Source organism: Ramlibacter sp. PS3R-8, from assembly GCF_037572435.1.
Lineage (GTDB): Bacteria > Pseudomonadota > Gammaproteobacteria > Burkholderiales > Burkholderiaceae_C > Ramlibacter.
This window is the reverse complement of record NZ_JBBHGT010000008.1, coordinates 1-25863: the sequence shown is the minus strand read 5'-3', so window position 1 is coordinate 25863 and position 25863 is coordinate 1. Positions and strand designations below refer to the sequence as shown.

Annotated in this window: 36 protein-coding genes; 11 read left to right on the top strand and 25 right to left on the bottom strand. The window is 66.9% G+C overall.

All coding sequences use genetic code 11. From position 1 onward, the window contains the following. Window positions 1–9: 9 nt before the first annotated feature. From atpG to WG902_RS21180, 7 genes are all read right to left on the bottom strand, one after another. Window positions 10–891 (bottom strand): F0F1 ATP synthase subunit gamma, encoded by an 882-nt coding sequence (atpG, locus tag WG902_RS21210; RefSeq protein ID WP_340062212.1) that lies wholly within the window; start codon window positions 889–891, stop codon window positions 10–12. Between the two features lie 71 nt (window positions 892–962). Beyond that, entirely contained in the window at window positions 963–2516 is a 1554-nt protein-coding gene (gene atpA, locus WG902_RS21205) for a F0F1 ATP synthase subunit alpha (protein WP_340062211.1), read from the bottom strand. 39 nt (window positions 2517–2555) lie between these two features. Continuing rightward, on the bottom strand, window positions 2556–3086 hold the full coding sequence (locus tag WG902_RS21200; protein ID WP_340062210.1) for a F0F1 ATP synthase subunit delta: 531 nt from the start codon (window positions 3084–3086) through the stop codon (window positions 2556–2558). 1 nt (window position 3087) lies between these two features. After that, entirely contained in the window at window positions 3088–3558 is a 471-nt protein-coding gene (locus WG902_RS21195; protein ID WP_340062209.1) for a F0F1 ATP synthase subunit B, read from the bottom strand. A gap of 63 nt (window positions 3559–3621) precedes the next feature. Beyond that, complete coding sequence (atpE, locus tag WG902_RS21190) at window positions 3622–3882, bottom strand: F0F1 ATP synthase subunit C (RefSeq protein WP_332827796.1); 261 nt, start codon at window positions 3880–3882, stop codon at window positions 3622–3624. A 72-nt stretch (window positions 3883–3954) separates the two neighbouring features. Beyond that, window positions 3955–4827, bottom strand: a complete 873-nt coding sequence (gene atpB / locus WG902_RS21185) for a F0F1 ATP synthase subunit A (RefSeq protein ID WP_340062208.1) — start codon at window positions 4825–4827, stop codon at window positions 3955–3957. Window positions 4828–4836: 9 nt separating this feature from the next. Then, complete coding sequence (locus WG902_RS21180; RefSeq protein WP_340062207.1) at window positions 4837–5319, bottom strand: ATP synthase subunit I; 483 nt, start codon at window positions 5317–5319, stop codon at window positions 4837–4839. A 162-nt stretch (window positions 5320–5481) separates the two neighbouring features. Here WG902_RS21180 and WG902_RS21175 point away from each other — a divergent pair, with 162 nt between their 5' ends. The 6 genes from WG902_RS21175 (at window position 5482) to WG902_RS21150 (ending at window position 9971) form a co-directional block, all read left to right on the top strand. Further along, window positions 5482–5928 (top strand): CopD family protein, encoded by a 447-nt coding sequence (locus WG902_RS21175; protein WP_340062206.1) that lies wholly within the window; start codon window positions 5482–5484, stop codon window positions 5926–5928. A 112-nt stretch (window positions 5929–6040) separates the two neighbouring features. Next, window positions 6041–6922, top strand: coding sequence for an aminotransferase class IV (locus WG902_RS21170; protein WP_340062205.1), 882 nt, complete (start codon window positions 6041–6043; stop codon window positions 6920–6922). A gap of 5 nt (window positions 6923–6927) precedes the next feature. After that, complete coding sequence (locus tag WG902_RS21165) at window positions 6928–7230, top strand: YbeD family protein (protein WP_340062204.1); 303 nt, start codon at window positions 6928–6930, stop codon at window positions 7228–7230. Window positions 7231–7232: 2 nt separating this feature from the next. Continuing rightward, window positions 7233–7967: a lipoyl(octanoyl) transferase LipB gene (lipB, locus tag WG902_RS21160; protein ID WP_340062203.1), complete on the top strand. Its 735-nt coding sequence runs from the start codon at window positions 7233–7235 to the stop codon at window positions 7965–7967. A 99-nt stretch (window positions 7968–8066) separates the two neighbouring features. After that, entirely contained in the window at window positions 8067–9053 is a 987-nt protein-coding gene (lipA, locus tag WG902_RS21155) for a lipoyl synthase (RefSeq protein ID WP_340062202.1), read from the top strand. A 96-nt stretch (window positions 9054–9149) separates the two neighbouring features. Continuing rightward, window positions 9150–9971 (top strand): DMT family transporter, encoded by an 822-nt coding sequence (locus WG902_RS21150; RefSeq protein ID WP_340062201.1) that lies wholly within the window; start codon window positions 9150–9152, stop codon window positions 9969–9971. Window positions 9972–10063: 92 nt separating this feature from the next. Here the strand turns inward: WG902_RS21150 and ptsP are convergent, their stop codons facing one another. From ptsP to WG902_RS21130, 4 genes are all read right to left on the bottom strand, one after another. Next, entirely contained in the window at window positions 10064–11830 is a 1767-nt protein-coding gene (gene ptsP, locus WG902_RS21145) for a phosphoenolpyruvate--protein phosphotransferase (RefSeq protein WP_340062200.1), read from the bottom strand. A 104-nt stretch (window positions 11831–11934) separates the two neighbouring features. Continuing rightward, a complete protein-coding gene (locus WG902_RS21140) occupies window positions 11935–12204 on the bottom strand; it encodes an HPr family phosphocarrier protein (protein ID WP_340062199.1) in 270 nt (89 codons plus the stop codon). Further along, a complete protein-coding gene (locus WG902_RS21135) occupies window positions 12173–12628 on the bottom strand; it encodes a PTS sugar transporter subunit IIA (RefSeq protein WP_340062198.1) in 456 nt (151 codons plus the stop codon). Before WG902_RS21135 ends, WG902_RS21140 begins: the two co-directional genes overlap by 32 nt. After that, window positions 12625–13848 carry an MFS transporter gene (locus WG902_RS21130; protein WP_340062197.1) on the bottom strand — a complete coding sequence of 408 codons (1224 nt, stop codon included), beginning with the start codon at window positions 13846–13848 and terminating at the stop codon, window positions 12625–12627. Before WG902_RS21130 ends, WG902_RS21135 begins: the two co-directional genes overlap by 4 nt. A gap of 74 nt (window positions 13849–13922) precedes the next feature. On the opposite strand from WG902_RS21130, the gene WG902_RS21125 reads away from it, so the two are divergent. From WG902_RS21125 to WG902_RS21115, 3 genes are all read left to right on the top strand, one after another. Next, complete coding sequence (locus WG902_RS21125) at window positions 13923–15158, top strand: CaiB/BaiF CoA transferase family protein (protein ID WP_340062196.1); 1236 nt, start codon at window positions 13923–13925, stop codon at window positions 15156–15158. Continuing rightward, window positions 15158–15892 carry an alpha/beta hydrolase gene (locus WG902_RS21120; RefSeq protein WP_340062195.1) on the top strand — a complete coding sequence of 245 codons (735 nt, stop codon included), beginning with the start codon at window positions 15158–15160 and terminating at the stop codon, window positions 15890–15892. Before WG902_RS21125 ends, WG902_RS21120 begins: the two co-directional genes overlap by 1 nt. A gap of 115 nt (window positions 15893–16007) precedes the next feature. Beyond that, window positions 16008–16490, top strand: a complete 483-nt coding sequence (locus WG902_RS21115) for a TlpA family protein disulfide reductase (protein WP_340062194.1) — start codon at window positions 16008–16010, stop codon at window positions 16488–16490. Window positions 16491–16515: 25 nt separating this feature from the next. Here WG902_RS21115 and WG902_RS21110 read toward each other — a convergent pair whose 3' ends face one another. Beyond that, window positions 16516–17655 (bottom strand): YceI family protein, encoded by a 1140-nt coding sequence (locus WG902_RS21110; RefSeq protein ID WP_340062193.1) that lies wholly within the window; start codon window positions 17653–17655, stop codon window positions 16516–16518. A 110-nt stretch (window positions 17656–17765) separates the two neighbouring features. Then, entirely contained in the window at window positions 17766–18221 is a 456-nt protein-coding gene (locus tag WG902_RS21105; RefSeq protein WP_340062192.1) for a c-type cytochrome, read from the bottom strand. Between the two features lie 153 nt (window positions 18222–18374). Here WG902_RS21105 and WG902_RS21100 point away from each other — a divergent pair, with 153 nt between their 5' ends. Together WG902_RS21100 and WG902_RS21095 are read left to right on the top strand one after the other, a co-directional pair. Continuing rightward, complete coding sequence (locus tag WG902_RS21100) at window positions 18375–19046, top strand: cytochrome b/b6 domain-containing protein (protein ID WP_340062191.1); 672 nt, start codon at window positions 18375–18377, stop codon at window positions 19044–19046. Window positions 19047–19100: 54 nt separating this feature from the next. Continuing rightward, on the top strand, window positions 19101–19631 hold the full coding sequence (locus WG902_RS21095) for a GNAT family N-acetyltransferase (RefSeq protein ID WP_340062190.1): 531 nt from the start codon (window positions 19101–19103) through the stop codon (window positions 19629–19631). 107 nt (window positions 19632–19738) lie between these two features. Here WG902_RS21095 and WG902_RS21090 read toward each other — a convergent pair whose 3' ends face one another. The 12 genes from WG902_RS21090 to rpsJ form a co-directional block, all read right to left on the bottom strand. Next, window positions 19739–20245 carry a peroxiredoxin gene (locus WG902_RS21090; RefSeq protein ID WP_340062189.1) on the bottom strand — a complete coding sequence of 169 codons (507 nt, stop codon included), beginning with the start codon at window positions 20243–20245 and terminating at the stop codon, window positions 19739–19741. A gap of 83 nt (window positions 20246–20328) precedes the next feature. Continuing rightward, window positions 20329–20598, bottom strand: a complete 270-nt coding sequence (gene rpsQ, locus WG902_RS21085; RefSeq protein ID WP_340062188.1) for a 30S ribosomal protein S17 — start codon at window positions 20596–20598, stop codon at window positions 20329–20331. A gap of 5 nt (window positions 20599–20603) precedes the next feature. Beyond that, window positions 20604–20816 carry a 50S ribosomal protein L29 gene (gene rpmC / locus WG902_RS21080; protein WP_340062187.1) on the bottom strand — a complete coding sequence of 71 codons (213 nt, stop codon included), beginning with the start codon at window positions 20814–20816 and terminating at the stop codon, window positions 20604–20606. Between the two features lie 12 nt (window positions 20817–20828). Further along, entirely contained in the window at window positions 20829–21245 is a 417-nt protein-coding gene (rplP, locus tag WG902_RS21075) for a 50S ribosomal protein L16 (RefSeq protein ID WP_340062186.1), read from the bottom strand. A 2-nt stretch (window positions 21246–21247) separates the two neighbouring features. Next, window positions 21248–22219 (bottom strand): 30S ribosomal protein S3, encoded by a 972-nt coding sequence (gene rpsC / locus WG902_RS21070; protein WP_340062185.1) that lies wholly within the window; start codon window positions 22217–22219, stop codon window positions 21248–21250. Window positions 22220–22227: 8 nt separating this feature from the next. Further along, window positions 22228–22560, bottom strand: coding sequence for a 50S ribosomal protein L22 (gene rplV / locus WG902_RS21065; protein ID WP_340062184.1), 333 nt, complete (start codon window positions 22558–22560; stop codon window positions 22228–22230). Between the two features lie 9 nt (window positions 22561–22569). Then, the gene (gene rpsS / locus WG902_RS21060; protein WP_340062183.1) at window positions 22570–22848 is read right to left on the bottom strand and encodes a 30S ribosomal protein S19; all 279 of its coding nucleotides are present in this window, start codon (window positions 22846–22848) and stop codon (window positions 22570–22572) included. A 14-nt stretch (window positions 22849–22862) separates the two neighbouring features. Further along, window positions 22863–23687 (bottom strand): 50S ribosomal protein L2, encoded by an 825-nt coding sequence (gene rplB, locus WG902_RS21055; RefSeq protein ID WP_340062182.1) that lies wholly within the window; start codon window positions 23685–23687, stop codon window positions 22863–22865. 2 nt (window positions 23688–23689) lie between these two features. Then, window positions 23690–24028 (bottom strand): 50S ribosomal protein L23, encoded by a 339-nt coding sequence (gene rplW / locus WG902_RS21050; protein WP_445263716.1) that lies wholly within the window; start codon window positions 24026–24028, stop codon window positions 23690–23692. Beyond that, window positions 24025–24645 (bottom strand): 50S ribosomal protein L4, encoded by a 621-nt coding sequence (gene rplD / locus WG902_RS21045; protein WP_340062181.1) that lies wholly within the window; start codon window positions 24643–24645, stop codon window positions 24025–24027. Before rplD ends, rplW begins: the two co-directional genes overlap by 4 nt. Next, window positions 24646–25347 carry a 50S ribosomal protein L3 gene (rplC, locus tag WG902_RS21040; protein WP_340062180.1) on the bottom strand — a complete coding sequence of 234 codons (702 nt, stop codon included), beginning with the start codon at window positions 25345–25347 and terminating at the stop codon, window positions 24646–24648. A 199-nt stretch (window positions 25348–25546) separates the two neighbouring features. After that, on the bottom strand, window positions 25547–25858 hold the full coding sequence (gene rpsJ / locus WG902_RS21035; RefSeq protein ID WP_340062389.1) for a 30S ribosomal protein S10: 312 nt from the start codon (window positions 25856–25858) through the stop codon (window positions 25547–25549). Between the last annotated feature and the right edge of the window lie 5 nt (window positions 25859–25863).

Genomic DNA, 25863 nt, shown 5'->3' with positions numbered 1-25863 from the left:
GAGCCGCCGTCAAACGGCGGCGGCACCCGACACGATCTCCGAGAGCTCTTTCGTGATCGCGGCCTGGCGCGTCTTGTTGTAGACCAGCTTGAGTTCGCCGATGAGGTTGCCCGCGTTGTCGGTGGCGGCCTTCATGGCCACCATCCGCGCAGACTGTTCGGAAGCCATGTTCTCCGCCACGGCCTGGTAGACCAGCGCCTCGAGGTAACGCAGCAGCAGCTCGTCGATGACGGTCTGTGCATCCGGCTCGTAGATGTAGTCCCAGCCGTGCTCCTGGCTGCCGCTGGCGTGGGAGTCCGCCTGCATCTTGGCGGCGGACAGGGGCAGCAACTGCTCCACCACCGGCTCCTGCCGCATGGTGTTGATGAACTTCGTGTACGAGATGAACACGGCGCTCAGCTTGCCCTCGGCATACTGGTCCAGCAGCACCTTCACCGGCCCGATCAGGCGGTCGAGGTGAGGGACGTCACCGAGCTGGGTCACGTGCGACACGACCTTGGCGCCGATCCGGTTCAGGAAGCCGAGGCCCTTGCTGCCGATCGCCACCGCCTGCGTGTCGATGCCGGCGGCCTTCGCTTCGCGCAGCCTCTGCGTCACCGCGCGCAGCACGTTGGTGTTGAGGCCGCCGCACAGGCCCTTGTCGGTCGTGACCACGATGACCCCCGCGGCCTTCGCGTCGTTCGTCTTCATGAACGCGTGCGTGTACTCGGGGTTGGCCTTGCCGAGGTTGGCCGCGATGTTGCGGATCTTCTCGCTGTAGGGGCGGGCGGAACGCATCCGCTCCTGCGCCTTGCGCATCTTGCTCGCGGCCACCATCTCCATGGCCTTGGTGATCTTCCTGGTGCTTTCCACCGATTTGATCTTGCCGCGAATTTCCTTGCCTGCAGCCATTGCTATATGTCCTGGTCAGTTGGGGACAGAGCAGCCGCTTCGCTGTCTGGCCTGTCCCGCAAAGTCATTGGCTATGCGAAGGTCTTCTTGAACGCTTCGATCGCCGCGGTGAGCTCGGCTTCCGATTCCTTGGACATCGCCTTCTCGCTCTCGAGCCGGCCGATCAGCGCCGCGTTCTTGCCCTTCAGCCAGCCATGCAGGCCGCTTTCGAACGCCAAGACGCGCGTGACGTCGATGTCGTCGAAGTAGCCCTTGTTCACCGCGAACAGCGAGGCGGCCATCATGGAGATGGACAGCGGGCTGTACTGCGGCTGCTTGAGCAGTTCCGTCACGCGGGCGCCGCGATCCAGCTGCTTGCGGGTGGCGGCATCCAGGTCGGAGGCGAACTGCGCGAAGGCGGCCAGTTCACGGTACTGCGCCAGGTCGGTCCGGATACCGCCGGACAGCGACTTGATCAGCTTGGTCTGGGCAGCGCCACCGACGCGCGACACCGAGATACCGGCGTTGATGGCGGGACGGACGCCGGCGTTGAACAGGCTGGTTTCCAGGAAGATCTGGCCGTCGGTGATCGAGATCACGTTGGTCGGCACGAAGGCGGAAACGTCGCCGGCCTGCGTCTCGATGATCGGCAGCGCGGTCAGCGAACCGGTCTTGCCCTTCACGGCGCCCTTGGTGAAGTCCTCGACGTACTTCACGTTCACGCGTGCGGCGCGCTCCAGCAGGCGGCTGTGGAGATAGAACACGTCGCCCGGATACGCTTCGCGGCCCGGGGGGCGGCGCAGCAGCAGCGAGACCTGGCGGTAGGCGACGGCCTGCTTGGACAGGTCGTCATAGATGATCAGCGCGTCTTGCCCGCGGTCGCGGAAGTACTCGCCCATCGTGCAGCCCGAGTACGCGGACACGTACTGCATGGCGGCCGACTCGGACGCCGAAGCGGCCACGACGATGGTGTACTCCATCGCGCCGTTGGCTTCCAGGGCGCGCACGATGTTCTTGATCGTGGACGCCTTCTGCCCGATGGCGACGTACACGCAGGTCATGTTCTGACCCTTCTGGTTGATGATCGTGTCGATCGCCACCGCGGACTTGCCGGTCTGGCGGTCGCCGATGATCAGCTCGCGCTGGCCGCGGCCGATCGGCACCATGGAGTCGATGGCCTTCAGGCCGGTCTGCACCGGCTGGTCGACCGGTTGGCGCGCGATCACGCCGGGAGCGACCTTCTCGATCACGTCCGTCATCTTGGCGTTGATCGGGCCCTTGCCGTCGATCGGATGGCCCAGGGCGTTGACGACGCGGCCGATCAGCTCGGGGCCGACCGGCACTTCGAGGATGCGGCCCGTGCACTTGACGGTGTCGCCCTCGGAGATGTGCTCGTACTCACCCAGGATCACCGCGCCGACGGAGTCGCGCTCCAGGTTCAGCGCCAGGCCGAACGTGGGGGCGCCATCGGGGGTGGGCGGGAATTCCAGCATTTCGCCGGCCATGGCATCGGACAGGCCGTGCACGCGGACGATGCCGTCGGTCACGGACAGCACGGTGCCCTGGTTGCGGATGTCGGCGGTGGTGTCGAGGCCTTCGATCCGGCTCTTGATCAGTTCGGAAATTTCAGCGGGATTGAGCTGCATGACTCTGTCCTAGGTTGGCTATACGCATCACGCCGCGAATCACGCGGTGAGGGCGACTTTCATTTGTTCCAGGCGGGCCTTCACGGAGGTGTCCAGCACCTCGTCGCCCACCACCACGCGAACGCCGCCGATGAGGGACGGGTCCTCCTGCACGGTGACATTGAGCTTGCGGCCGAACCGCATTTCCAGCGCCTGGGCCACGGCGCCGAGTTGCTGCGCCGCGATCGGGAATGCGCTGTAGACCACGGCATCGGACGAGCCCGATTGCGCGTTCTTCATCTCGCGGAACTGCCGTGCGACCTCGGGGACCGCCGCCAGGCGGCCGTTGTCGATGATCAGGCGCAGGAAGTTCTGGCCCGCCGTCGGCAACTGCACGCGCGCGACGTCGCTGACGACGTCGAACACCTGCCGGTTTTGCACCTTGGGGTTGCCTGCGAACTGCAGCAACTGGGGGTTGCCCGCCACGCCCGCAAGGGCGTCGAGCCACTGCATGGTGCCGTTCAGGTCGCTCGAGGAGCTCTGGAACAGCGCCTCGGCATAGGGGCGGGCGATGGTGGCGAGTTCGGCCATGTTACAGCTCGGTCTGCAGGCGGTTGAGCAGCTCTGCGTGCACGCCGGCGTTGACTTCCTTGCGGAGGATCTGCTCGGCGCCCTTGACGGCCAGCGCGGCGACCTGCTCGCGCAGGGCATCGCGTGCCTTCACCGTCTGCTGCTCGGCCTCGGCACGGGCGGCGGCGATGATCTTGTTGGCCTCTTCGGTGGCGCGAACCTTGGCTTCATCGACGATCGCCTGGCCGCGGCGCTGGGCATCGGCCAGCAGCACGGCGGTCTCGTTGCGCGACTTGGCCAGCTCCTCCTCGACGCGACGGTTGGCGCTGGCCAGCTCGGACTTCGCCTTGTCGGCGGCAGCCAGGCCTTCGGCGATCTTGCGGGCGCGCTCGTCCAGCGCGGTCGCGATCGGCGGCCACACGAACTTCATCGTGAACCCGACCAGCAGCAGGAACACGATCACCTGAATGATGAGGGTACCGGTGATGCTCACTTTTTCATCCTTGCTCCCGGCGGCTCATTGCGCGCCGGGAAATGTTGGGGCGGACAGGATGGCTTAGCGTGCGGCCAGCTGGCCCAGGAACGGGTTGGCGGTGGCGAACCACAGCGCGATACCGGTGCCGATAATGAACGCAGCGTCGATCAGGCCGGCCAGCAGGAACATCTTGGTCTGCAGCTCGTTCATCAGCTCGGGCTGACGGGCGGCGGCTTCGAGGTACTTGCTGCCCATGATGCCGATACCGATGCAGGCGCCGATGGCGCCCAGGCCGATGATCAGGCCGGCGGCCAGTGCGACGAAGCTGATGACTTGTTCCATTGTTTCTACTCCTAGTGGACTTTTGGTTGACGTGAAAGGGGAAAGGGAAACGCGTTGTGCCGGTGACGCCGCCTAGTGCGCGTCGTGCGCTTGGCCGATGTAGACGAGCGTGAGCATCATGAACACGAAGGCCTGCAGGGTGATGATGATCAGGTGGAAGGCGGCCCACACGAAGCCCGCGATGACATGGCCGATGGCCAGGCCGATGCCCGTGCCGGTGAGCGCAAAGGCGCCGCCCATCATGGCGATCAGCAGGAAGATCAGTTCGCCGGCGTACATGTTGCCGAACAGTCGCATGCCGTGCGACACGGTCTTGGCGACGAACTCGATCATCTGCATCAGGAAGTTGAACGGCCACAGCAGCGGGTGCGAGCCGAACGGGGCGGTGAACAGCTCGTGCGCCCAGCCGCCCGCGCCCTTGATCTTGATGTTGTAGAACAGGCAGGTCAGCAGCACGCCGAGCGACAGGCCCATGGTGATGGAGAGGTCGGCCGTGGGCACGACGCGCATGTAGGCATGGTGCGGGTCGCCGCCGGCGGCGCCGTAGATGCGCTCCCAGACGTACGGGATCAGGTCCACCGGCAGCAGGTCCATCGCGTTCATCAGGAAGATCCAGATGAACACGGTCAGCGCCATGGGCGCCACGAACTTGCGGCTCGTGGCGTTGTGCACGATGCCCTTGGCCTGCGAGTCGACCATTTCCACCAGGATCTCGACGGCGGCCTGGAAGCGGCCCGGCACGCCGGAGGTGGCCTTGCGCGCGGCCTTCCACAGCAGCAGGCAGGTGACCGCGCCGAGCAGGATCGACCAGAACAGCGAGTCCCAGTTGAACACCGAGAAGTCGACGACGTTGGACGGCTGCTTGTTCTGCAGGAACGTCAGGTGGTGAACGATGTACTCGCCGGCGGTGGGGCCGTGCCCCGCAGCAACGTTTTCAGCAGCCATGTTTTCTTTTCAGCTCGATGTCGTCTTGGGCCGCCGCGCGAACGCCAGCGCCACCCAGTAAACCTTCATCGCGAGGACCAGGCCGACCAGCAATGCCGGCCAGCTCAGTCCCGCCACCAGCCTCGACGCCATCGCCAACATGGCGAACGTCAAGGCAATCTTGACCATCTCCCACAACAGGAACCCGACTGCCGCGGTTCCCGCGTTGAGTGACGCGAACCTTCCGGTGAGCCCCCGCGCGAACACGGCCGCGGGGACAACCACGGCCAAAGCCCCATACGCGACGGACCACCCCACGTTTTGCTTCCCGGTCAGGACCCACGCAACCAAGGCCGCGACCAACCCCACCCCTGCCTGCCCCGCCACGACCCACCACAGGGAAACCTGGGGGTTCTGCTCACGAACTCGGCGCGCCTCTTCGGCGCTCAGCGGTCGGACAGGGGAAACTTCGTCCAGGTCTTCTGGCAGCGGGGCGATGTTGTTGGATGGCATACCTGCCGATGTAACCGCGCTTCAGATGCCTGGAAATTTTGGAAAGCCTCCCATTATAAGTAGAAACCCATGCACTTCGCCAGCCCGCGTGCGGCCGCGTGCATGGACGGGGCCGGTGCGTCCCGTGGGGACACAATGCAGCGGTCCGAACCGGGGAAACCGATGCGCAACCTGCTGCTGTTCCTGCATATCGCCGGCACCATCTTCTGGATGGGCGGCATGGTCTTCATGGTGTTGGCGTTGCGCCCCGCGCTGCATGCGCGGCAGGAGCCGCCGGTGCGGCTGCCACTGGTGGTGGAGGTGCTGCGGCGCTTCTTCGTCCTGGTGATCGCCAGCATCGCCCTGCTGCTCGGCACCGGCGTGCCGCTGCTGCTGCAGGTGCCCGGGGGCCAGGCGCCGGCCGGCTGGCATGCGATGGCCGGACTCGGCGTCGTGATGATGCTGGTGTTCGGCCACATCTATTTCGGGCCCTGGCGGCGGCTGAAGGCGGCCGTGGCGCAGCAGGCCTGGCCGGAAGGCGGCAAGCGCATGAACCAGATCACGCTGCTGGTGAAGGTGAACCTCACGCTGGGCTGGGTGGCGATCGCGGCTGTGCTGTTGTGGCGGTGATGTTGCATGGCGGGGTCGCTGGCGCGAACCCGCCCTACGGCCGACGAGCCGCGTGCGGCAGGGTGGGTTCGCGACAGCGCCCCCACCGGCCGCGAACGGAGACAATCAGGGCATGAGCGAACCCATTCCCGCCCTGCCCTGCTACCTCAACGGTGAAATGAGCACCGTGCGCGACGCCAAGGTGAGCGTCCTCGACCGCGGCTTCATCTTCGGTGACGGCGTCTACGAAGTGGTGCCCGCCTATGCTGGCCGGCCGTTCCGCTTCGACGACCACATGACCCGGCTCGACCGCAGCCTGGGGGAGATGCGCATCCGCAACCCGAAGGACCGCGCCGGCTGGCGCAAGGTGGTCGACCAGCTGATCGGCGCCTACGCGCAGTACGCCGGCAAGAAGCCCGAAGAGACCAACCAGCTGGTGTACCTGCAGGTCACGCGCGGCGTGGCGATGCGCGACCACATCATGCCGCCCGACATCGAGCCCACGGTGTTCGCCATGGTGAACCGTCTCTATATCTATACCCCCGAGGAACGCGCCAAAGGCGTGGCCTGCGTGACCGCGGACGACTTCCGCTGGAAGAAGGCGCACATCAAGAGCCTGAGCCTGGCCGGCGCCGTGCTGTCCCGGCAGATGAGCGCGGACGTGGGCGCCAACGAGACCATCATGTTTCGCGACGGCTGGCTCAGCGAGGCGGCGGCGTCGAACGTGTGGGTCGTCAAGGGGGGCAAGGTCCTGGGGCCGCTCAAGGACAACCTGGTGCTGGAAGGCATCCGCTACGGCCTGATCGAGGAGATCTGCCGCAAGGCCGGCATCCCGTTCGAGCTGCGTCCGGTGAGCCGTGAAGAAGTGCTTGCGGCCGACGAGATCATCGTGTCCTCGGCCACCAAGGAGGTGGTCCCGTGCACCCTGCTGGACGGACAGCCAGTTGGAAACGGGCGCCCGGGCCCCATCTACGACAAGCTGTTCGCCGGCTACCAGCAAGCCAAACACTCCTGACGAAAATGTCCGCCTCGATGTTCCCGCCCAAGTCCGCTGTCGATTCCCGCCAGGAATCGCTGATCGAATACCCGTCGCTCTTCCCCATCAAGGTGATGGGCCCGAAGGTGGAGGGTTTCGTGAACGCGATCACCACGGTGGCGCGCCAGTTCGACCCGGCCTTCGACGCGTCGACGGTGGAACTGCGCGACAGCAGCAAGGGCAATTACCTCGGCATCACGATCACGGTGACCGCGACCAGCCGGGAGCAGCTGGACGATTTGTACCGGGCGCTGTCCTCGCACCCGATGGTGAAGGTCGTCCTGTAATCATGATGGCCAAGGTGCTGGGACAGGTCGACTACCTGCCCACGTACCAGGCCATGGCGGCCTTCACGCAGGGGCGCACCGCCGACACGCCCGACGAACTCTGGCTTTGCGAGCACCTGCCGGTGTTCACCCAGGGCCTGGCCGGCAAGGCCGACCATGTCCTCGATGCCGGCGCCATCCCGGTCGTGGCCACCAACCGCGGTGGACAGGTCACGTACCACGGCCCCGGGCAGGTGGTGGCCTATCCGCTGGTCGACCTGCGGCGGGCCGGCTACTTCGTCAAGGAATACGTGTACCGCGTGGAGGAGGCGGTGATCCGCACGCTGGCTGACTACGGCGTGACGGGACACCGGGTCGCCGGGGCGCCGGGGATCTATGTGCGGGTGGAGGATCCGTTTGGTCATGCGCGGCTGCCCTCACCCCAACCCTCTCCCGCAAGCGGGAGAGGGGGCTCGAAACTCCCTCTCCCGCTTGCGGGAGTGGGCGGGGGTGAGGGTGGCCCCGACTTCACCGGCCTCGCCAAGATCGCCGCCCTCGGCATCAAGGTCAGTCGCAATTGCACCTACCACGGGGTGGCGCTGAACGTCGCGATGGACCTGGAACCCTTCTCGCGGATCAACCCATGTGGCCATGCCGGGCTGCGCACGGTCGACCTTTCTACAATCGGCGTTTCCACCCCATGGAACGAAGCCGCCGCGCTGCTGGGCCACAAGCTGCAGGCGCTGCTGGCCCCGTGACCCCCAAGAGAAAAAAATGAGCCCCCACGTTCGCTATCGCTCTCTGCCCCCCGAGGGGGCGCGAACCTTCCTTGAGGCGGCTCTGCGAAAGGTTCGATCATGAGCTCCAACCCCGTCGTGCGCGAGGCGCAAACCGTCGAGACGTACCAGGCCAGCGCCAAGCAGAAGGCGGCGGCCAAGCTCTCGCGCATCCCGGTGAAGGTGGAGGCCGGTTTCGAGATCCTGAAGAAGCCGGAATGGATCCGCGTGAAGGCCGGGTCGGCCAGCTCGCGCTTCTACGAGATCAAGCAGATCCTGCGCGAGCAGAACCTGCACACGGTGTGCGAGGAAGCGTCCTGCCCGAACATCGGCGAGTGCTTCGGCAAGGGCACGGCCACCTTCATGATCATGGGCGACAAGTGCACCCGGCGCTGCCCGTTCTGCGACGTGGGCCACGGCCGGCCGGATCCGCTGGACGCGGCGGAGCCGCGCAAGCTGGCGGAGACGATCGCGCGGCTGAAGCTGAAGTACGTGGTGATCACCAGCGTCGACCGCGACGACCTGCGCGACGGCGGTGCCGGCCACTTCGTCGACTGCATCCGGCAGACGCGCGAGCTCTCCCCCGGCACCACCATCGAAGTGCTGGTGCCGGACTTCCGCGGCCGCGACGACCGCGCGCTGGAGATCCTGAAGGCCGCGCCGCCGGACGTGATGAACCACAACCTGGAGACGATCCCGCGTCTGTACAAGGAAGCGCGGCCCGGCTCGGACTACCAGTTCAGCCTGAACCTGCTGAAGAAATTCAAGGCGCTGCATCCCGGCGTGCCGACCAAGAGCGGGCTGATGGTGGGCCTGGGCGAGAACGACGACGAGATCCTGGCGACGATGCGCGACATGCGCGGGCACGACATCGACATGCTCACCATCGGCCAGTACCTTTCGCCGAGCACCTCGCACCTGCCGGTGCGCCGCTACGTGCACCCGGACACCTTCAAGATGTTCGAAGCGAAGGCGTACGAAATGGGCTTCACCCACGCCGCCGTCGGCGCGATGGTGCGCAGCTCGTATCACGCAGACGAGCAGGCGCATGCGGCCGGCGTTCGATAGGCATGGCGGGGTCGCTGCGCGAACCCGCCCTACGAGAGTCGCGGTATCGGCGTAGGGCGGGTTCGCGCCAGCGACCCCGCCGTTAGCATCGCGCCCATGCATCCCAATGTCTACGCCCTTGGCGCCATCGCGCTGTGGGCCTCCTTGGCCTCCCTGGGCGTCGCGCTGCGCCACGTGCCGCCGTTCCTGCTGACCGGCCTGGCGCTCGTGATCGGCAGCATTCCGGCATGGCCGCTGGTGCGCCAGTGGAAGGTGCCGGCGCGCACGCTGGCCCTCGGCATCTACGGCCTGTTCCTGTACCACTTCCTGCTGTTCATCGCGTTGCGCATGGCGCCCGCGGTGGAAGCGAACCTGGTCAACTACCTGTGGCCGCTGTTCATCGTGGTGCTGGCGCCCGTGTTCCTGCCGGGCCTGCGGCTGAAGGCCGCGCACGTGCTGGCCGCGCTGGCGGGCTTTGCGGGTGCCGCGATCGCGATCCTCGGCGGCGGTGACGCCAAGGGCGCATGGTCGTGGGGCTACCTGCCCGCTCTGGCCTCCGCCTTCATCTGGGCGAGCTACTCGCTCTGGACCCGCCGTGTTGCAGCATTTCCCACCGCCGCGATCGGCCTGTTCGGGCTGGTCTCGGGCCTGCTGTCGCTCGGTTGCCATGCGCTGCTGGAACAGCCCGTGGACTTGTCGCAGCGCGACTGGCTGCTGGTCGCGGTGCTGGGTTTCGGCCCCCTGGGCGCGGCGTTCTTCCTCTGGGACAAGGCGCTCAAGGGCGGCGACGCGCGTCACATCGGCATCCTCAGCTACCTCACGCCGCTGGCGTCCACCGCGCTGCTGGTGCTGGTGACGGGGCGTGAAATGAGCGCCAGCATTGCGCTGGCCGCCGCACTGATCATCGGCGCGGCGGTGGTCGGGACCCGCGCGCGCTGAGCGGCGTCGGGGTGCGCTGCGCGCAACCCGACCTGCGAGGAATGAATTGCGACGTCACGCAGGCCGGCTTGCCGCAGGCACCCCGGCATCCGTCACGCCTCCAGCGCCCGGCCGGGATCTTCGGAATCCACCACCTGCTGCGCCCAAGGCTCGAGGCGTTTCGCGTCGGCCCGCAGCACCTCCTGCTTGACCGCCAGGATCTGCGCCGGGTGCATCGAAAAGCTGCGCAGGCCCAGCCCGAGCAACAGGCGGGTGAACTGCGTGTCGCCCGCCATCTCCCCGCACACGCTGACGCCCTTGCCCTGCCGCCGGCATTCGGTGATGGTGTCGGCCACCAGCCGAAGCACCGCCGGATGGCAGGGGTCGTACAGGTGCGCGACCGATTCGTCGGCGCGGTCGATCGCCAGCGTGTACTGGATCAGGTCGTTGGTGCCGATCGACAGGAAGTCGAAGTACTTGAGGAAGGTGCGCAGCGACAGCGCGGCGGCCGGGATCTCGATCATCGCGCCGATGTCGACGTGTCCATACGGGATGCCGCGGTTGTCCAGTTCGGCGCGCGCGAAGTCGATCAGCGACAGCGTCTGCCGGATCTCGGTGGCGTGCGCCAGCATCGGCACCAGCAGGTTCACCTTGCCGTGCGCGGCGGCCCGCAGGATGGCGCGCAGCTGGGTGCGGAACATCTCCGGCTCCGACAGGCTCCAGCGGATCGCCCGCAGGCCCAGCGCCGGGTTCAGGTGCGCCTCGTCGCGGCGCGATTCGTCCAGCGGCTTGTCGGCCCCGACGTCGACGGTGCGAATCGTCACGGGCAGGCCGTGCATGCCTTCCACCGCAGCCCGGTAGGCCAGGTACTGCTCCTCCTCGTTCGGCAGGTTGCCCTCGCGGCCCATGAAGAGGAACTCGCTGCGGAACAGGCCCACGCCGACCGCGCCCGCGCGCAGTGCGGCGGCCGTGTCGTCCGGCATCTCGATATTGGCGAGCAGTTCGATCTTCTGCGAATCCAGCGTCATCGCCGGCGTGTGGCGCAGCCGGCCCAGTCGGCTGCGCTCCAGCTCTGCCTGGCGCTGCTTGAAGCCGTACTCGGCCAGGATGATCGGCGACGGGTCGACGATCATCACGCCGCTGTCGCCGTCGATGATCACCCAGTCGTCCTGCCGCACCAGGTTGCTGGCGCTGCGCGCGCCCACCACCGCCGGGATGTCCAGGCTGCGCGCCACGATGGCGGTATGCGACGTCTTGCCGCCGACGTCGGTGACGAAGCCGGCGAAGACGCTCTGCTTGAACTGCAGCATGTCGGCCGGCGACAGGTCGTGCGCAACCAGCACCAGCGGCACGTCGACGCTGTCGTCGAGCAGCAGGTCCTGCTGCGTCTTGCGCTTGGGAGCGGGCGGCTGCGCCACCGGCGAGCCCATGCCCTTCATGTAGCGCAGGATGCGCTCGGCAACCTGCTCGAGGTCTGCCTTGCGCTCGCGCAGGTACTCGTCCTCCATGTCGTCGAACTGGCGCGACAGCACTTCGAGCTGCGTGATCAGCGCCCATTCGGCGTTGTACAGGCGGTCCGTGATCCAGTGCTTGACGCCGGCGATCAGGTCCTCGTCCTGCAGCAGCATCAGGTGCACGTCGAGCAAGGCCGTCAGCTCGTGCGGCGCTTCCTTGGGCCCCATGCCGGCGATGGTGGCCTGCAGGCGGTGGATCTCGTCGCTGACCGCGTCGCGCCCGACGCGCACGCGCTCGATTTCGCTTTCCACCTGCGACGGCTCGATGAAGTAGTGCGCGACGTCGGCGCGCCCCGACCCCATGACAACGGCCCGCCCGATGGCGATGCCCCGCGCAACTGCGATGCCGTGGATCGCGAAGGTCACAGGGCCTCCACGCTAGTGAGTCCGCGCCGGCGCGCGAACACGGGCGCTGCCCCCCGAGGGGGCCTTCGCACCTTGGGGCAGCCCGGCGGTGCTCGCGCCGACCCTCACTCGCCTTCCCCGAACTTGTCGGCGATCAGCGCCAGCAGGGCTTCCATGGCCTGCTCCTCGCGCTCGCCGCTGGTCTCCACGGTCACTTCGGTGCCCATGCCGGCAGCCAGCATCATGACGCCCATGATGCTCTTGGCGTTGACGCGGCGCTCGCCGCGGCTGAGCCAGACCTCGCACGGATAGCTGCCGGCCAGCTTGGTCAGCTTGGCCGAGGCGCGGGCGTGCAGGCCCAGCTTATTGCTGATGGTCGTGTTCTTCTTGATCATGGTTGCGTCGGCGCTGGTTCTGCGGCGCGGTGATGGCCACCTGCATCACGCCCTGCGTGCCGCCAACCATGGCCCGGGACACCAGTGTCTCCAGCGGCTCGTGGCGATAGCTCACCGCCCGCAGCAGCATGGGCAGGTTCACGCCGGTGATCAGGCGCGAAGTCACCCCGTCCACCAGCTTTTGCGCCACGTTGCTCGGCGTGGCGCCGAAGATGTCGGTGAGCACCAGCACGCCCTGGATGTGGGGCGGCTGCACCAGCTGGTCCATCGCGATGCGCGCAGTGGCCAGGGTTTCCTCGGGCGACAGGTTCGGCTGCACGTCCACGGCCATCACGCTGCCGCCGCATTCGGGGAAGACGTGCAAGGCGCATTGCCGCAAGGCATTGGCCAGCGGTGCGTGGGCGATCAGCAGGATGGCGTTCATGGGCTTGCCTGTCGATTATGGCTTCTGCTCCACAGGAACCAGCCATAGGACACCATGCTCGTGGCGAGGAACACACTGAAGGCGCCCCGGAAGGCGGCGAGCTCGCTGAATCCCCCGGCCCGGAAGCCGTCGATCGCCAGGCCGATGCCCCACTGCACGACGAACACGCCGAAGAAGATCACCAGGTTGTAGGCCGAGAGGGCCCGCCCCGCGAGCGAGGCCGGGAAGACCAGTCCGACCGCAGGCTGCGCCAGCGCGACGAAGGTGCTGGCCATGCAGAACAGCGCCAGCGTCCAGGCGCCGGCGGCCGGCCCGGCGACGACGAGCGCGGCGAGCGCCACGAAGCTCAGGGGCGTGCCCCAGGCGATCACGGCGTCGGTCCTGATGCCGCGGCGCTCCAGCGAAGGCGTCACCAGTCCCCAGGTCCAGAAGGTGGCCAGCATCGCCAGGTTGATCGTGAACAGGCCGGCGGCGGCCGCGAGCGGGTCGTACCCGGCCACGCGCACCATCCAGGGCCCGGCCCACAGCGTCTGCACGGCGATCATGCCGCCATAGGTGAAGAAGCCCAGCGGCGCCATCTGGCGGAAGTAGCGGTTGCGCCAGACCTCGCGGTAGCTGGCCTTGCGCGCCGGCGTGCCGTCGCTGGCATGCTCCCAGTGCGGGACTTGCCACGCGATCACCAGCATCGACAGCGCGATCAGCGCCGCCAGGCCCCAGAACAGCGGGCGCCAGCCGTACACCGGCGCCAGCCACTGCACCGGCAGCGTCGACGCCAGCATGCCGAAGGAGCCGGTCATCAGCATCCAGGAGTTGGTGCGCAGCTGCACGGCGGGCGTGAACCAGCGCCGGTAACCGGTCAGGGGCGCCATCAGGCATGCGCCGACCCCTGCGCCGCACAGCACGCGCGCCGCGAGCAGCACCGGAAAGCTGGTGGCCATGGCAAACACCGCACAGCCCAGCACGGCCACCGACAGGAAGCCGAGGATCACCTTCTTCGGGCCGTGCCGGTCGAGCAAGCTCCCCAGCGGCAACTGGATGGCCGAGAACCCCAGGAAATAGCCACCGGCCAGCAGGCCGAGGTCGCCGGCATCCAGCCGGAACTCGCGCGTGAGCGTCGGCGACAGCGTCGCCGTGATCGCGCGCACCAGGGCGGAGAAGAAATAGGCGAACGCGAAGGCGAAGAAGACCACCATCGCCTGGCGGCGTGCGAGCAACGACATCGATTCCTGGATGAGGGAGGCCACCTCTGCGGTCGGGTGGCTGCACGCATTATCGGTTTCCCGATAATGGACGGATGAATGCCCTCGATGGAATCCGCGTGCTGGACCTGTCACGCGTGCTGGCCGGCCCCTGGTGCACGCAGACCCTGGCCGACCTCGGCGCCGACGTCATCAAGATCGAGCGCCCCACGGGCGGCGACGACACGCGCAGCTGGGGCCCCCCGTTCCTGAAGGACCGCGAGGGCCGGGACACGGCCGAGGCGGCGTACTACCTCGGCACCAACCGCAACAAGCAATCGGTGACCTGCGACATCGCACGCCCCGAAGGCCAGGCGCTGATCCGCGAACTGGCGCAGCACTGCCAGGTGTTCGTGGAGAACTTCAAGGTCGGCGACATGGCGCGCTACGGCCTCGACTACGCGAGCTTGAAGGCGATCAATCCGCGCATCGTGTATTGCAGCGTGACCGGCTTCGGGCAGACCGGCCCGTATCGCGAGCGCGCGGGCTACGACTATGCGATCCAGGGCATGGGCGGGCTGATGAGCATCACCGGGGAACGCGACGACATCGGCGGCGGGCCGCAGAAGGTGGGCGTGGCGGTCGCCGACCTGTTCACCGGGATGTACGCGACCGTCGGGATCCTGGCCGCCCTGCGCCACGCGGAGCGCACGGGCGTTGGCCAGCACCTGGACATGGCGTTGCTCGACACGCAGGTGGCGATGCTCGCCAATCTGGGCGCCAACTACCTGGTCAGCGGCAAGGTGCCCGGCCGTGCCGGCAACGCGCACCAGAACATCGTTCCGTACCAGGTGTTCGAAGTCGCTCCCGCCGCGGACGGCAGCAAGGACCACGTGATCATCGCCGTCGGCAACGATGGCCAGTTCGCCAAGTACTGCCAGGTGGCCGGCCGGCCCGACCTCGCCACCGACCCGCGCTTCGCCCGCAACCAGGACCGCGTGCGCAATCGCGCCGAGCTGGTGCCGATGCTGGAGGCGATCATGGCGTCGCGCGGCAAGGCCGACTGGCTGTCGGCGCTGGAACAGGCCAAGGTGCCGTGCGGCGCGATCAACAACCTGGGCGAAGTCTTCGCCGACCCGCACGTGCGCGAACGTGGCATGGTCCACCAGTGGCAGCATCCGCTGTCCGGGGCGCTGGACCTGGTGGCCAGCCCGATCAAGTTGAGCGCGACGCCGGTGCGCACCGAGCTGCCGCCGCCGCTGCTGGGCGAGCACACGCAGGAGGTGCTGACCAGCGTGCTGGGATGGGATGACGAACGCATCGCGGCGCTGCGCGACCAGGAGGTGATCTGATGACTGACTTTGTTCTCGTTCACGGCGCGTGGCACGGCGGCTGGTGCTGGCGCCGCGTGGTGGACCGCCTGCATGCGCAGGGCCACCGCGCCCATGCGGCCACGCTCACCGGCGTCGGCGAGCGCGCGCACCTGATGTCCTCGCTCATCACGCTGGAGACGCACATCGCCGACGTCACCGGCCTGATCGAGGCCGAGGAACTGCAGGGCGCCGTGCTGGTGGTGCACTCTTACGCCGGAATGATCGGCACTGCCGTGGCCGACCGCATGCCGCAGCGCCTGAAGCACCTGGTGTACGTGGACGCGGTGGTGCCCAAGCCGGGCGAAAGCTGGAGCAGCACGCAGGCGAGCGCTGCGCGCGAGGCGCGGCTGGCGGCAGCGCAGGCCTCTGCGGACTACAGCTTCCCGCCACCCGATCCGGCCGTGTTCGGGCTGGCCGCGGACGACCATGCCTGGGTGAAGCGGCGGCAGACGCCGCATCCCGGCCACACCTACCAGGCGCCGCTGCAGTTCGATCCGCAGCGGGTGGCAAACGTGCCTCGCACTTTCGTGGACTGCACCCAGCCGAAGCTGGCCACCATCGACGCGATCCGCCCGCGCGTGCGGGACCCGCGCTTCTGGGACGGCGCGTGGGCTGGCGGCGCCGGCGTGCGGGTCGTGGAGCTTGCCACGGGGCACGACCCGATGGTCAGCGAACCCGCGGAACTGGTGGCCGTGCTGGCCGAATGCGCCTGACAGGGCTTCCCGCCGCGCGCCGGGCGGGAACTCCCGGCTTGGAGGAAAATCCCTCTCTATTGCGGCCGCGTCCTGCGGCCATGGGGTGAACAGGATGTCGGCAGGCAAGCGTTGGATGATGGGTGTGGCCGCCTTGGTGGTGGCTGCCGCGGGCGCGTTCCTCGCCATGGGCGGCGCGACCGCCGCTCCGGAGAGCACGTTCGTGCTGCTGGACGGATCGAAGAAGACCACCGCCGACATGAAGGGCAAGGTGACGCTGGTGAACTTCTGGGCGACCAGTTGCGTGACCTGCGTCGCCGAGATGCCGAAGATGGTGTCCACGTACGAGAAGTACCGCGCCAAGGGGTACCAGCACATGGCCGTCGCCATGAGCTACGACCCCCCGAGCTATGTCGTGAACTATGCGCAGACGCGCAAGCTGCCGTTCGACGTGGCCATCGACAACACCGGCGCGGTCGCCCGCGCCTGGGGCGAGGTCCAGCTCACGCCCACCTCGTTCATCGTCAACAAGAAGGGCGAGATCGTGAAGCGCTATGTGGGCGAGCCGAACTTCGCGGAGATGCAGCGGTTGATCGAGAAGCTGCTGGCGGAGGGCTGACCCTCCGCCGCGAGGACCCCGGGGCCTACTCGGGGTACGCTTCGACGCTGATCGCCAGCTTCACGTCGTCCGAGACCCCCGGCACGCCGTACTTCATGCCGAAGTCGGTGCGCTTGATCACCCCTTCCACGTAGGCGCCGCACATCGGCTTCTTGTTGAAGGGGTGGGGCCCGCACTTGAACGTGGTGACCGCCAGTTTCACCGGCTTCGTCACGCCAAGCAGCGTGAGGGTGCCGTCGATGCTCTCCAGCGTATCGCCGTTGAAGTTCATGCGGGTCGACTTGTAGACCATCTCCGGGAATTCAGCGGTGTTGAAGAAATCCGCCGATCGCAAGTGCTCATCGCGCGAGCGAACGCCATCGGTGCGCTTGGCATCGCCGGTGGAGACCGAGGCGGTCGCGATCTTGACTTCGAGAGAGCGGGTAAGCTGGGAAGGGCCACTTGGGTGGATGAGCGGCCAGCGGTCCAGGCCAGGGCCGCCGCGAGCAACATGGGGACGGCCGCCGCGCACGAGGTGAAGAACGCCGTGAGCAGACGCGCGCGGGCTGCGTTCGCTGGCACCAGCCTGGCCGCCCAGGGCGCCGCCAACACGGGCAGCAAGCAGTACCAGGGCAGCGAGCCGGTGAAGACGGACAAAAGGCCGGCCAACCCGGTGGCCAGGGCGGCGACCAGTCCAAGGCTGCCGCGCCCGTGGGGAGGTTGCGCCCACGACAGGGCCAGCACCGCGGCACCGGCGCCGGCGGCGATGCCGATGGCTATCTGGGCCAGCTGCGCGGACGCTCCCAGCACTGCGAGCGCGCCGGTCCCCAGGCCCAGGACCACCGCCACCGCCGCGGGCTGCACCGGGGTGCCAGACGGGCCGCGTTGCATGCCATCGAGAAGCGCCGCGAGGAACAGCGCAGAGCCTGCCCCGGCGACCAGCGCCGGCAGCGTCTCCTGTTGCAGCAGCAACCGCGAGAGCACCCAGGCCGTGATGGCGACGCCGGCCACGACAAGCAGTGCAAGCCGCGCGTCGTGGCGGGCAGGAAAGCTGTATTCGATCAGCGGGACGAGCAGCAGCGCGCCCAGAGTGGCCAGCACCAGCTTGCGCGACGATGTCATCGGCTCCAGTGCGAAACCCATCGTGAGCCACACGACCACCAGGAACGCTGCGCCGACGGCCCATGCCAGCCAGCGCGTATTGCGCAAGGGGACTGCGACCGCCAGGCCGGCGACGAAGGGCGCGACGCCGGCCTGCACGGCGGGATTGCTCAGGAATTCATCCACCGGCAGGGCTCAATCCCTGCGGAAGTTGTCGTGGCAGGCCTTGCAGGTGGCAGCGGTGTCGCCGAAGGCCTTCTTCAGGTTGTCCAGGTTGTTGGTTTTCGCGGCTGCCACGAGCTTGGTGGTATCGCTCATCAATCTCTGGTTGTACTCGTTGAACTTGGCCTGTTCGCTCCAGATCTCGGGCTTGGCTCGCGTATTCGCGACCTTGTCCGTGCCGACGACATAGGCTTGCCACGGCATCTTGGACATTTCGCTCACCACTTCCGCATTCTCGGTCGCGCCCTTGGCATCGAACGCGATGCGCCCGTTGGCCATGCCGCCGATCCGGCCGAAGTGCTGCGACATGAGGAACATCGCGCTCTGGCGGTACTTGACCGCATCTTCCGGTTTTGCGAACTGCGCGGAAGCGGGGGAGGACAGTGCGCAAGCGGACGCTGCGATAGCCAGAGTGGCGGCAAGCTTCATGAGTTCTTCTCCGGTGGTTAAAGTGGCGGGCCAGAGCGGCTGAGTGCGGTCCGTGCAAAAAATTCGGCCTTCGCGACGCCACTGCGGGAATTTACTGAGTTCCAGCCGCGCCGAATAGGGGCCTGTCGCCTGGCTCCGACAACAGAATAGACCATGTTGCATCGAATTCGGGTGTGGGACTTGCCCACGCGTTTATTCCATTGGTTACTCGCGATCTGCGTCGTGTTCCTGGTCGCCACCGCCTATGCCGGCGCGATGCAGTGGCACGCGCGCGCGGGCTATGTGGTGCTCGCACTCCTGCTGTTTCGCATCGTCTGGGGCTTCATCGGCGGGCGGTGGTCACGCTTCGCGAGCTTCCTGTATGCACCGCGCTCGGTGGCGGCCTACCTGCGAGGTCGCGCCCATCCCGACCACCTGGTGGGCCACAACCCGCTGGGCGCCGGCTCCGTGTTCGCGATGCTCGTGGTCCTGCTCGCGCAGGTGGTCACGGGGCTGGTCGGCGACGACGAAATCGGCTTCCAGGGACCGCTGAACCGTTTCGTGTCGATCCACCGAGGCGTGGCGGCCACGTGGTATCACCGCCAGATCGGCCAATGGCTCGTGATCTCGCTGGTGCTGCTGCACGTGGCCGCCATTGCCTATTACGTCGTGAAGAAGCGGCAGGTGCTGGTGCGGCCGATGGTGGTGGGCGACAAGGACCTCGCCACGCCGGCGACCCCGTCGCGCGACGACGCCTCCTCGCGCCTGGTGGCCGCGGCGGTGCTGGCCGCCTGCTCGGCGCTGGTCTGGTGGATCGTCCGGCTGGGTTCCCTGCCCCCCGGTTAGCTCGACGGTGGCCAGCGTTTAAAATCGACCGTCCGTAGGCTCCCCTCCCGGATCTTGGACACAGCCACCTCCCACCTGATCGAACTGAGCTCACCCGCCGAGCGCGACCACGACGCGGTCCGCGCGATCTTTCGCGAATACGCCGCCGGGCTGGGCGTGGACCTCTGCTTCCAGAATTTCGAGCAGGAACTGGCCGGCCTGCCGGGTGACTATGCCGCCCCGCGCGGCGCCTTGCTGATTGCGCGCGTGGATGGGGAACTGGCAGGTTGCTGCGCGCTGCGCCCGCTGGACACCGCGGACTATCCGAACGCGGCGGAGATGAAGCGCCTGTACGTGCGCAAGCCGTTCCGCGGCTTCGGCCTGGGACGCCAGCTCGCCGAGGCGGCGCTGGATGCCGCCCGCCGCGCCGGCTACGACACGGTGCTGCTCGACACGCTGGACGACATGGAAGCCGCCCGCGCGCTGTACGAGGAGCTGGGCTTCGAGGAGATCCCGCCCTACTATCACAACCCCATCGCCGGGGCGCACTACCTGAAGGCGGATCTCTGGAACAGCAGTCCAGCGCCGCTGAGCAGTCGATATTGAGCCGAATCACTCCCTCTCCCGCTTGCGGGAGAGGGTCGGGGTGAGGGCCTCGCGCGCAGGCCCCTCACCCCAGCCCTCTCCCCAGCGGGGAGAGGGAGCCATCCAGTTCAGTTCTTGGCTTGCGCCAGCAGCGTCTGCGCGTCGCTCACTTCGAACTTGCCCGGTGCCTCGACGTTGAGGCTCGTGACCTTCCCGTCCTTGACCAGCATCGAATAGCGGTTGCTGCGCAGGCCCATGCCGCGCGCGGTGAGGTCCAGCGTGAGGCCGGTGGCCTTGGCGAAGTCGCCGCTGCCGTCGGCCAGCATGCGCACCTTGCCGGCGGTCTTCTGCTCGCGCGCCCAGGCGCCCATCACGAAGGCGTCGTTGACGCTCACGCACCAGATCTCGTCCACGCCGCTGGACTTGAGGTCGTTGAATTTCTCGACATACCCGGGGACATGCTTGGCCGAGCAGGTCGGCGTGAAGGCCCCGGGCAGCGCGAACAGCGCGATGGTCTTGCCCTTGGCCGCATCGCGCACCTTCACCGGGTTGGGACCGATGCTGCAGCCGTTGCCCTCGACTTCCGAATATTCCATCAGGGTGGCATCAGGCAGGGCGTCGCCGACTTTGATCATGGGGTGCTCCTCGTTGGGTTGGGGAAAAGAAAACGGCCCACGATTGTGGGCCGAATCATTGTTGCCTGCTTGGCAGCGGGGTCTTAGACCTCGGCAGCCTTCTCGACCAGCCGGGTCACGACCCAGTTCTTGGTCTTGGAGATCGGCTTGCTTTCCTGGATCTCGATCACGTCGCCGGTGTGGAACTCGCCCTTTTCGTCATGGGCGTGGTACTTGCTCGACTTGATCACGATCTTGCCGTACAGCGCGTGCTTGACGCGGCGCTCCACCAGCACGGTCACGGTCTTGGCACGCTTGTCGCTGACCACCTTGCCGACGAGGGTGCGCTTCAGAGACGTCTTGGCTTCCGTCATTTGGGTCACTCCTTGGTCTTGGTTGCAGTGGCGCGCTTCTGGGCCAGGATGGTCTTGGCGCGGGCGATGTCACGGCGCGTGGAACGCAGCGTGGAAGTGTTGGTCAGCTGTTGCGTCGCCTTCTGCATGCGCAGGCCGAAATGGGCCTTCTGCAGGGACTTCACTTCGGCTTGCACGCCGTCGGCGTCCTTCTGGCGGAGATCATTGGCTCGGGTCATTGCATCTCCTCCTTATTGGCCGATCATGCGGCTGACGAACGTGGTGCGCAGCGGCAGCTTGGCCGCAGCCAGCTTGAACGCTTCGCGCGCGAGTTCCTCGGGCACGCCGACGATCTCGAACACGACCTTGCCCGGCTGGATTTCGGCCACGTAGTACTCGGGGTTGCCCTTGCCGTTGCCCATCCGCACTTCGGCGGGCTTCTGCGAGATCGGCTTGTCCGGGAACACGCGGATCCAGATGCGGCCGCCGCGCTTGACGTGGCGGGAGATCGCGCGACGCGCGGCCTCGATCTGGCGGGCCGTCAGGCGGCCGCGGTCGGTGCACTTTAGGCCGAAGTCACCGAATGCCACGGAGTTGCCCGTCGTGGCGATGCCGGTGTTGCGGCCTTTTTGCTCTTTGCGGTATTTGCGGCGAGCGGGTTGCAGCATGTTTACTCTCCTTTACCGTCGGCGGCGGGTGCTGCCGGCGCGGTGCCCGTCTTACGGGGCACGCGCTTAACGGTAGATTTCGGCGCCGTTTCGGCAGCGCCTTGGGTTGCTTCAGCAGGTTTGTCGCTGCCATCGGCCGGTGCCACGTTGGTGGTGCCGGACATCGAACGGCCTGCGCCGCCGGGACCGCCAGGTCCACCGGTGCCGCCGCCGGGGCCGCGCGGGCCGCCACGGCCGGGAGCACCGCCACCGGGACGGCGGTCGCCGTCACGGCGCGGGCCACGCGGGCCACGGCGCTCTTCGCCTTCGGGGCGCGGCGTGCTGTCCAGGGACGGCGCATCGCGCTGGCCGAGGGTGTCGCCCTTGTAGACCCAAACCTTGACGCCGATGACGCCGTAGGTGGTCTTGGCTTCGGAGAAACCGTAGTCGATGTCGGCGCGCAGCGTGTGCAGCGGCACGCGGCCTTCGCGGTACCACTCGGTGCGGGCGATCTCGATGCCGTTCAGGCGGCCGGCGGACATGATCTTGATGCCCTGCGCGCCCAGGCGCATCGCGTTCTGCATGGCGCGCTTCATCGCGCGGCGGAACATGATGCGCTTTTCGAGCTGCTGGGTGATCGAGTCGGCGATCAGCTGGGCATCGACTTCGGGCTTGCGCACTTCCTCGATGTTCACCGCCACCGGCACGCCCAGGCGCTGCGCGAGTTCCCTCTTGAGGTTCTCGATGTCCTCGCCCTTCTTGCCGATCACCACGCCCGGACGCGCCGAGAAGATGGTGATGCGGGCGTTCTTGGCGGGCCGCTCGATCAGCACGCGGGAGACCGCGGCGTTCTTGAGCTTGGTCTTCAGGTAGTCGCGGACCTTGATGTCCTCGCCGAGCATGTCGGCGAAGTCACGGTTGTTCGCGTACCAGCGGCTGTTCCAGTTGCGGGTGACGGCCAGGCGGAAGCCGGTCGGGTGGATCTTCTGTCCCATGTTCTTCCTTAGTTCCCGACGGTCACGTACACATGGCACGTACCCTTGCTGATGCGGTTGCCGCGGCCCTTGGCGCGCGCGGTGAAGCGCTTGAGCACGGTGCCTTGCTCGACGTAAATCGTCTTGACCTTCAGCTCGTCAATGTCGACACCGTCGTTGTGCTCGGCGTTCGCGATCGCGGACTCCAGCACCTTCTTGATGATGACGGCACCCTTCTTCTGGGTGAAGTTCAGGACGTTGAGCGCCTGGTCCACTTTCTTGCCGCGGATCAGGTCGGCGACGAGGCGGCCCTTGTCGACAGACAGGCGCACGCCGCGGAGGATTGCCTTGGTTTCAGCCATTTGTGATCCTCACTTCTTCACGACTTTTTTGTCGGCGGGGTGACCCTTGAAGGTGCGCGTCTGGGCGAATTCGCCCAGCTTGTGGCCCACCATCTGGTCGGTGACATAGACCGGCACGTGCTGCTTGCCGTTGTGCACGGCGATGGTCAGGCCGATGAAATCGGGCAGGACCATGGAGCGGCGCGACCAGGTCTTGATCGGCTTCTTGTCCTTGACGGCAACGGCCTTCTCGACCTTCGCCACCAGGTGGTGGTCCACGAAAGGACCCTTCTTGAGAGAACGCGTCATTTGGTGCGGACCCCTTACTTCTTGCGGCGCGCGACGATGAACGTCTGCGTCCGCTTGTTGTTACGCGTGCGGTAACCCTTGGTCAGGTTGCCCCACGGATCGACAGGATGGCGGCCTTCGCCAGTCTTGCCCTCGCCACCGCCGTGCGGGTGGTCCACCGGGTTCATCACCACACCGCGAACGGTCGGGCGGATGCCCATGTGGCGCTTGACGCCGGCCTTGCCCAGTTGACGCAAGCTGTGCTCCTCGTTGGCGACTTCGCCGATCGTCGCGCGGCATTCGATGTGGATCTTGCGGACCTCACCGGAGCGCATGCGGACCTGCGCGTAGACGCCTTCGCGCGCCAGCAGCGTCGCGGAGGTGCCCGCGGAACGCGCGATCTGCGCGCCCTTGCCGGGCTGCAGTTCGATGCAGTGGATGGTGGAGCCCACGGGGATGTTCCGGATCGGCAGGGTGTTGCCGGCACGGATCGGCGCTTCGGCGCCGCTGAGCATCGTGGAGCCCACTTCCAGGCCGCGCGGGGCGATCACGTAGCGGCGCTCGCCGTCGGCATACACCACCAGGGCGATGTGGGCCGAACGGTTCGGGTCGTACTCGATGCGCTCGACCTTCGCCGGGATGCCGTCCTTGTTGCGGACGAAATCGACCACGCGGTAGTGGTGCTTGTGGCCACCGCCCTTGTGCCGGGTGGTGATGTGGCCGTTGTTGTTGCGGCCGGCCTTCTGGATCTGCGGTTCCAGCAGGGGCGCGTACGGCTCGCCCTTGTGCAGGTGGTCCCGCGAAATCTTCACCGTGCCGCGGTTGCCCGGCGAGGTGGGTTTGATCTTGATGACTGCCATGATTAAGCGGTCTCCCCGGAGAAGTTCAGCTCCTGCCCGGGCTGCAGCGTGACATAGGCCTTGCGGACGTTGTCGCGACGGCCGATGGAACGGCCGAATTTCTTCTGCTTGCCCTTGGTGTTGAGCACGGACACGCCCTTGACCTGCACCTTGAACATCAGTTCGACGGCGGCCTTGATCTCGGGCTTGGTGGCGTCCTGGAGGACCTTGAACGTGACGGCATTGCTCTTGTCGGCCACGTGCGTCGCCTTCTCGGAGACGATGGGGGCGACCAGCACTTGCATCAGGCGGCCTTCGTCCATCCGGCTGCGCGACAGGGGGGTGGGATTGGTACGGCTCATGCGAACATCTCCTTGAGCTTGTCCATGGCACCCTTGGTGACGAGCACCTTCTTGTAGTGCACCAGGGACAGCGGATCGGCGTAACGCGGCTCGACGATGAGCACGTTGGCCAGGTTCCGCGAAGCCAGGTACAGGTTCTCGTCGACTTCGTCGGCGATCACCATCACGGACTCGAGGTTCATCCTCTTGAATTTGTCGGCCAGCTGCTTGGTCTTCGGGCTGTCGACGGTCAGGGACTCGACGACGGCCAGGCGGCCGTCGCGGGCCAGCTGGGAGAAGATGGACGCCATGCCGGCGCGGTACATCTTCTTGTTGATCTTCTGGGTGAAGTTCTCGTCCGGGCTGTTCGGGAAGATGCGGCCGCCCCCACGCCACAGCGGGGAGGAGGTCATGCCGGCGCGGGCGCGGCCCGTGCCCTTCTGGCGGAACGGCTTCTTGGTCGAGTGCTTGACCATCTCGCGGTCCTTCTGGGCGCGGGTGCCTTGACGGGCATTCGCCTGGAAGGCCACCACGATCTGGTGGATCAGCGCTTCGTTGTATTCGCGTCCGAACACGGTCTCGGGGGCGTCAAACTTCGACGCGGCCTGGCCCTGCTCGTTCAGGAGTTCGAGTTGCATTTACTTCTTCCCCTTCTCGGCGGCGACCGGCTTGGCGGCGACCGGCTTCGGCTGCCCCTTGACGGCCGACACGACGGTCACGAAACCGTTCTTCGAACCGGGAACGGCGCCCCTGACCAGCAGCAGGCCGCGGGCCTCGTCGATGCGGACGACGTCGAGGTTCTGGGTGGTGACGGTGTCGTCGCCCAGGTGGCCGGACATGCGCTTGCCCGGGAACACGCGGCCCGGGTCCTGCGCCATCGAGATGGAGCCGGGGACGTTGTGCGAGCGGGAGTTGCCGTGCGAGGCGCGCTGCGACTTGAAGTGGTGGCGCTTGATCGTGCCCGTGAAGCCCTTGCCGATGGTCGTGCCCTGCACGTCGACCAGCTGGCCGACCTTGAAGAGGTCCTGGACCGGCACGGTCGCACCGGCGGCGTACTTGCCGGCGATGTCGGTTGCGACACGGAATTCACGGATGATTTCACCGGCTTCCACACCCGCCTTGGCGAGGTGGCCGGCTTGCGGCTTGGTCACGCGAGAGGCCTTGCGCGAACCGAACGTGACCTGCAGGGCCACGTAGCCGTCTGTGTCTTGGGACTTGACCTGGGTGACGCGGTTGTTCGACACGTCGATCACGGTGACCGGGACTGCGTCCCCTTCATCCGTGAACAGGCGCATCATGCCCACCTTGCGGCCCAGCAACCCGAGGCTGCTCAGACTCATGTTGTTACTCCGTTGCTTTCGCCGCAGCCGCTGCAATTGGCTTCTGCGTTCCGCCCGGGGGCGGTCGAAAGAGGGTTGATAAAAGCTCCGCCCGGCCGAAGTCGAGCGAAGCCCGCAATTGTAGCAGTCTTCCTACAAGCCTGCAAAGAGACGAAAAGGCCGCCCGAAGGCGGCCTGTCGGAAGAGCAGGTGCAGGGACTTACTGCAGCTTGATCTCGACGTCCACGCCGGCCGGCAGGTCCAGCTTCATCAGGGCGTCGACCGTCTTGTCGGTCGGGTCGACGATGTCCATCAGGCGCTGGTGCGTGCGGATCTCGAACTGGTCGCGGCTCGTCTTGTTGACGTGGGGCGAACGCAGGATGTCGAAGCGCTTCATGCGCGTCGGCAGGGGCACGGGGCCCTTGACGATGGCGCCGGTGCGCTTGGCGGTGTCGACGATTTCGGCGGCGGACTGGTCGATCAGCTTGTAATCGAACGCCTTCAGGCGGATGCGGATCTTTTGCTGGGCCATGGTCG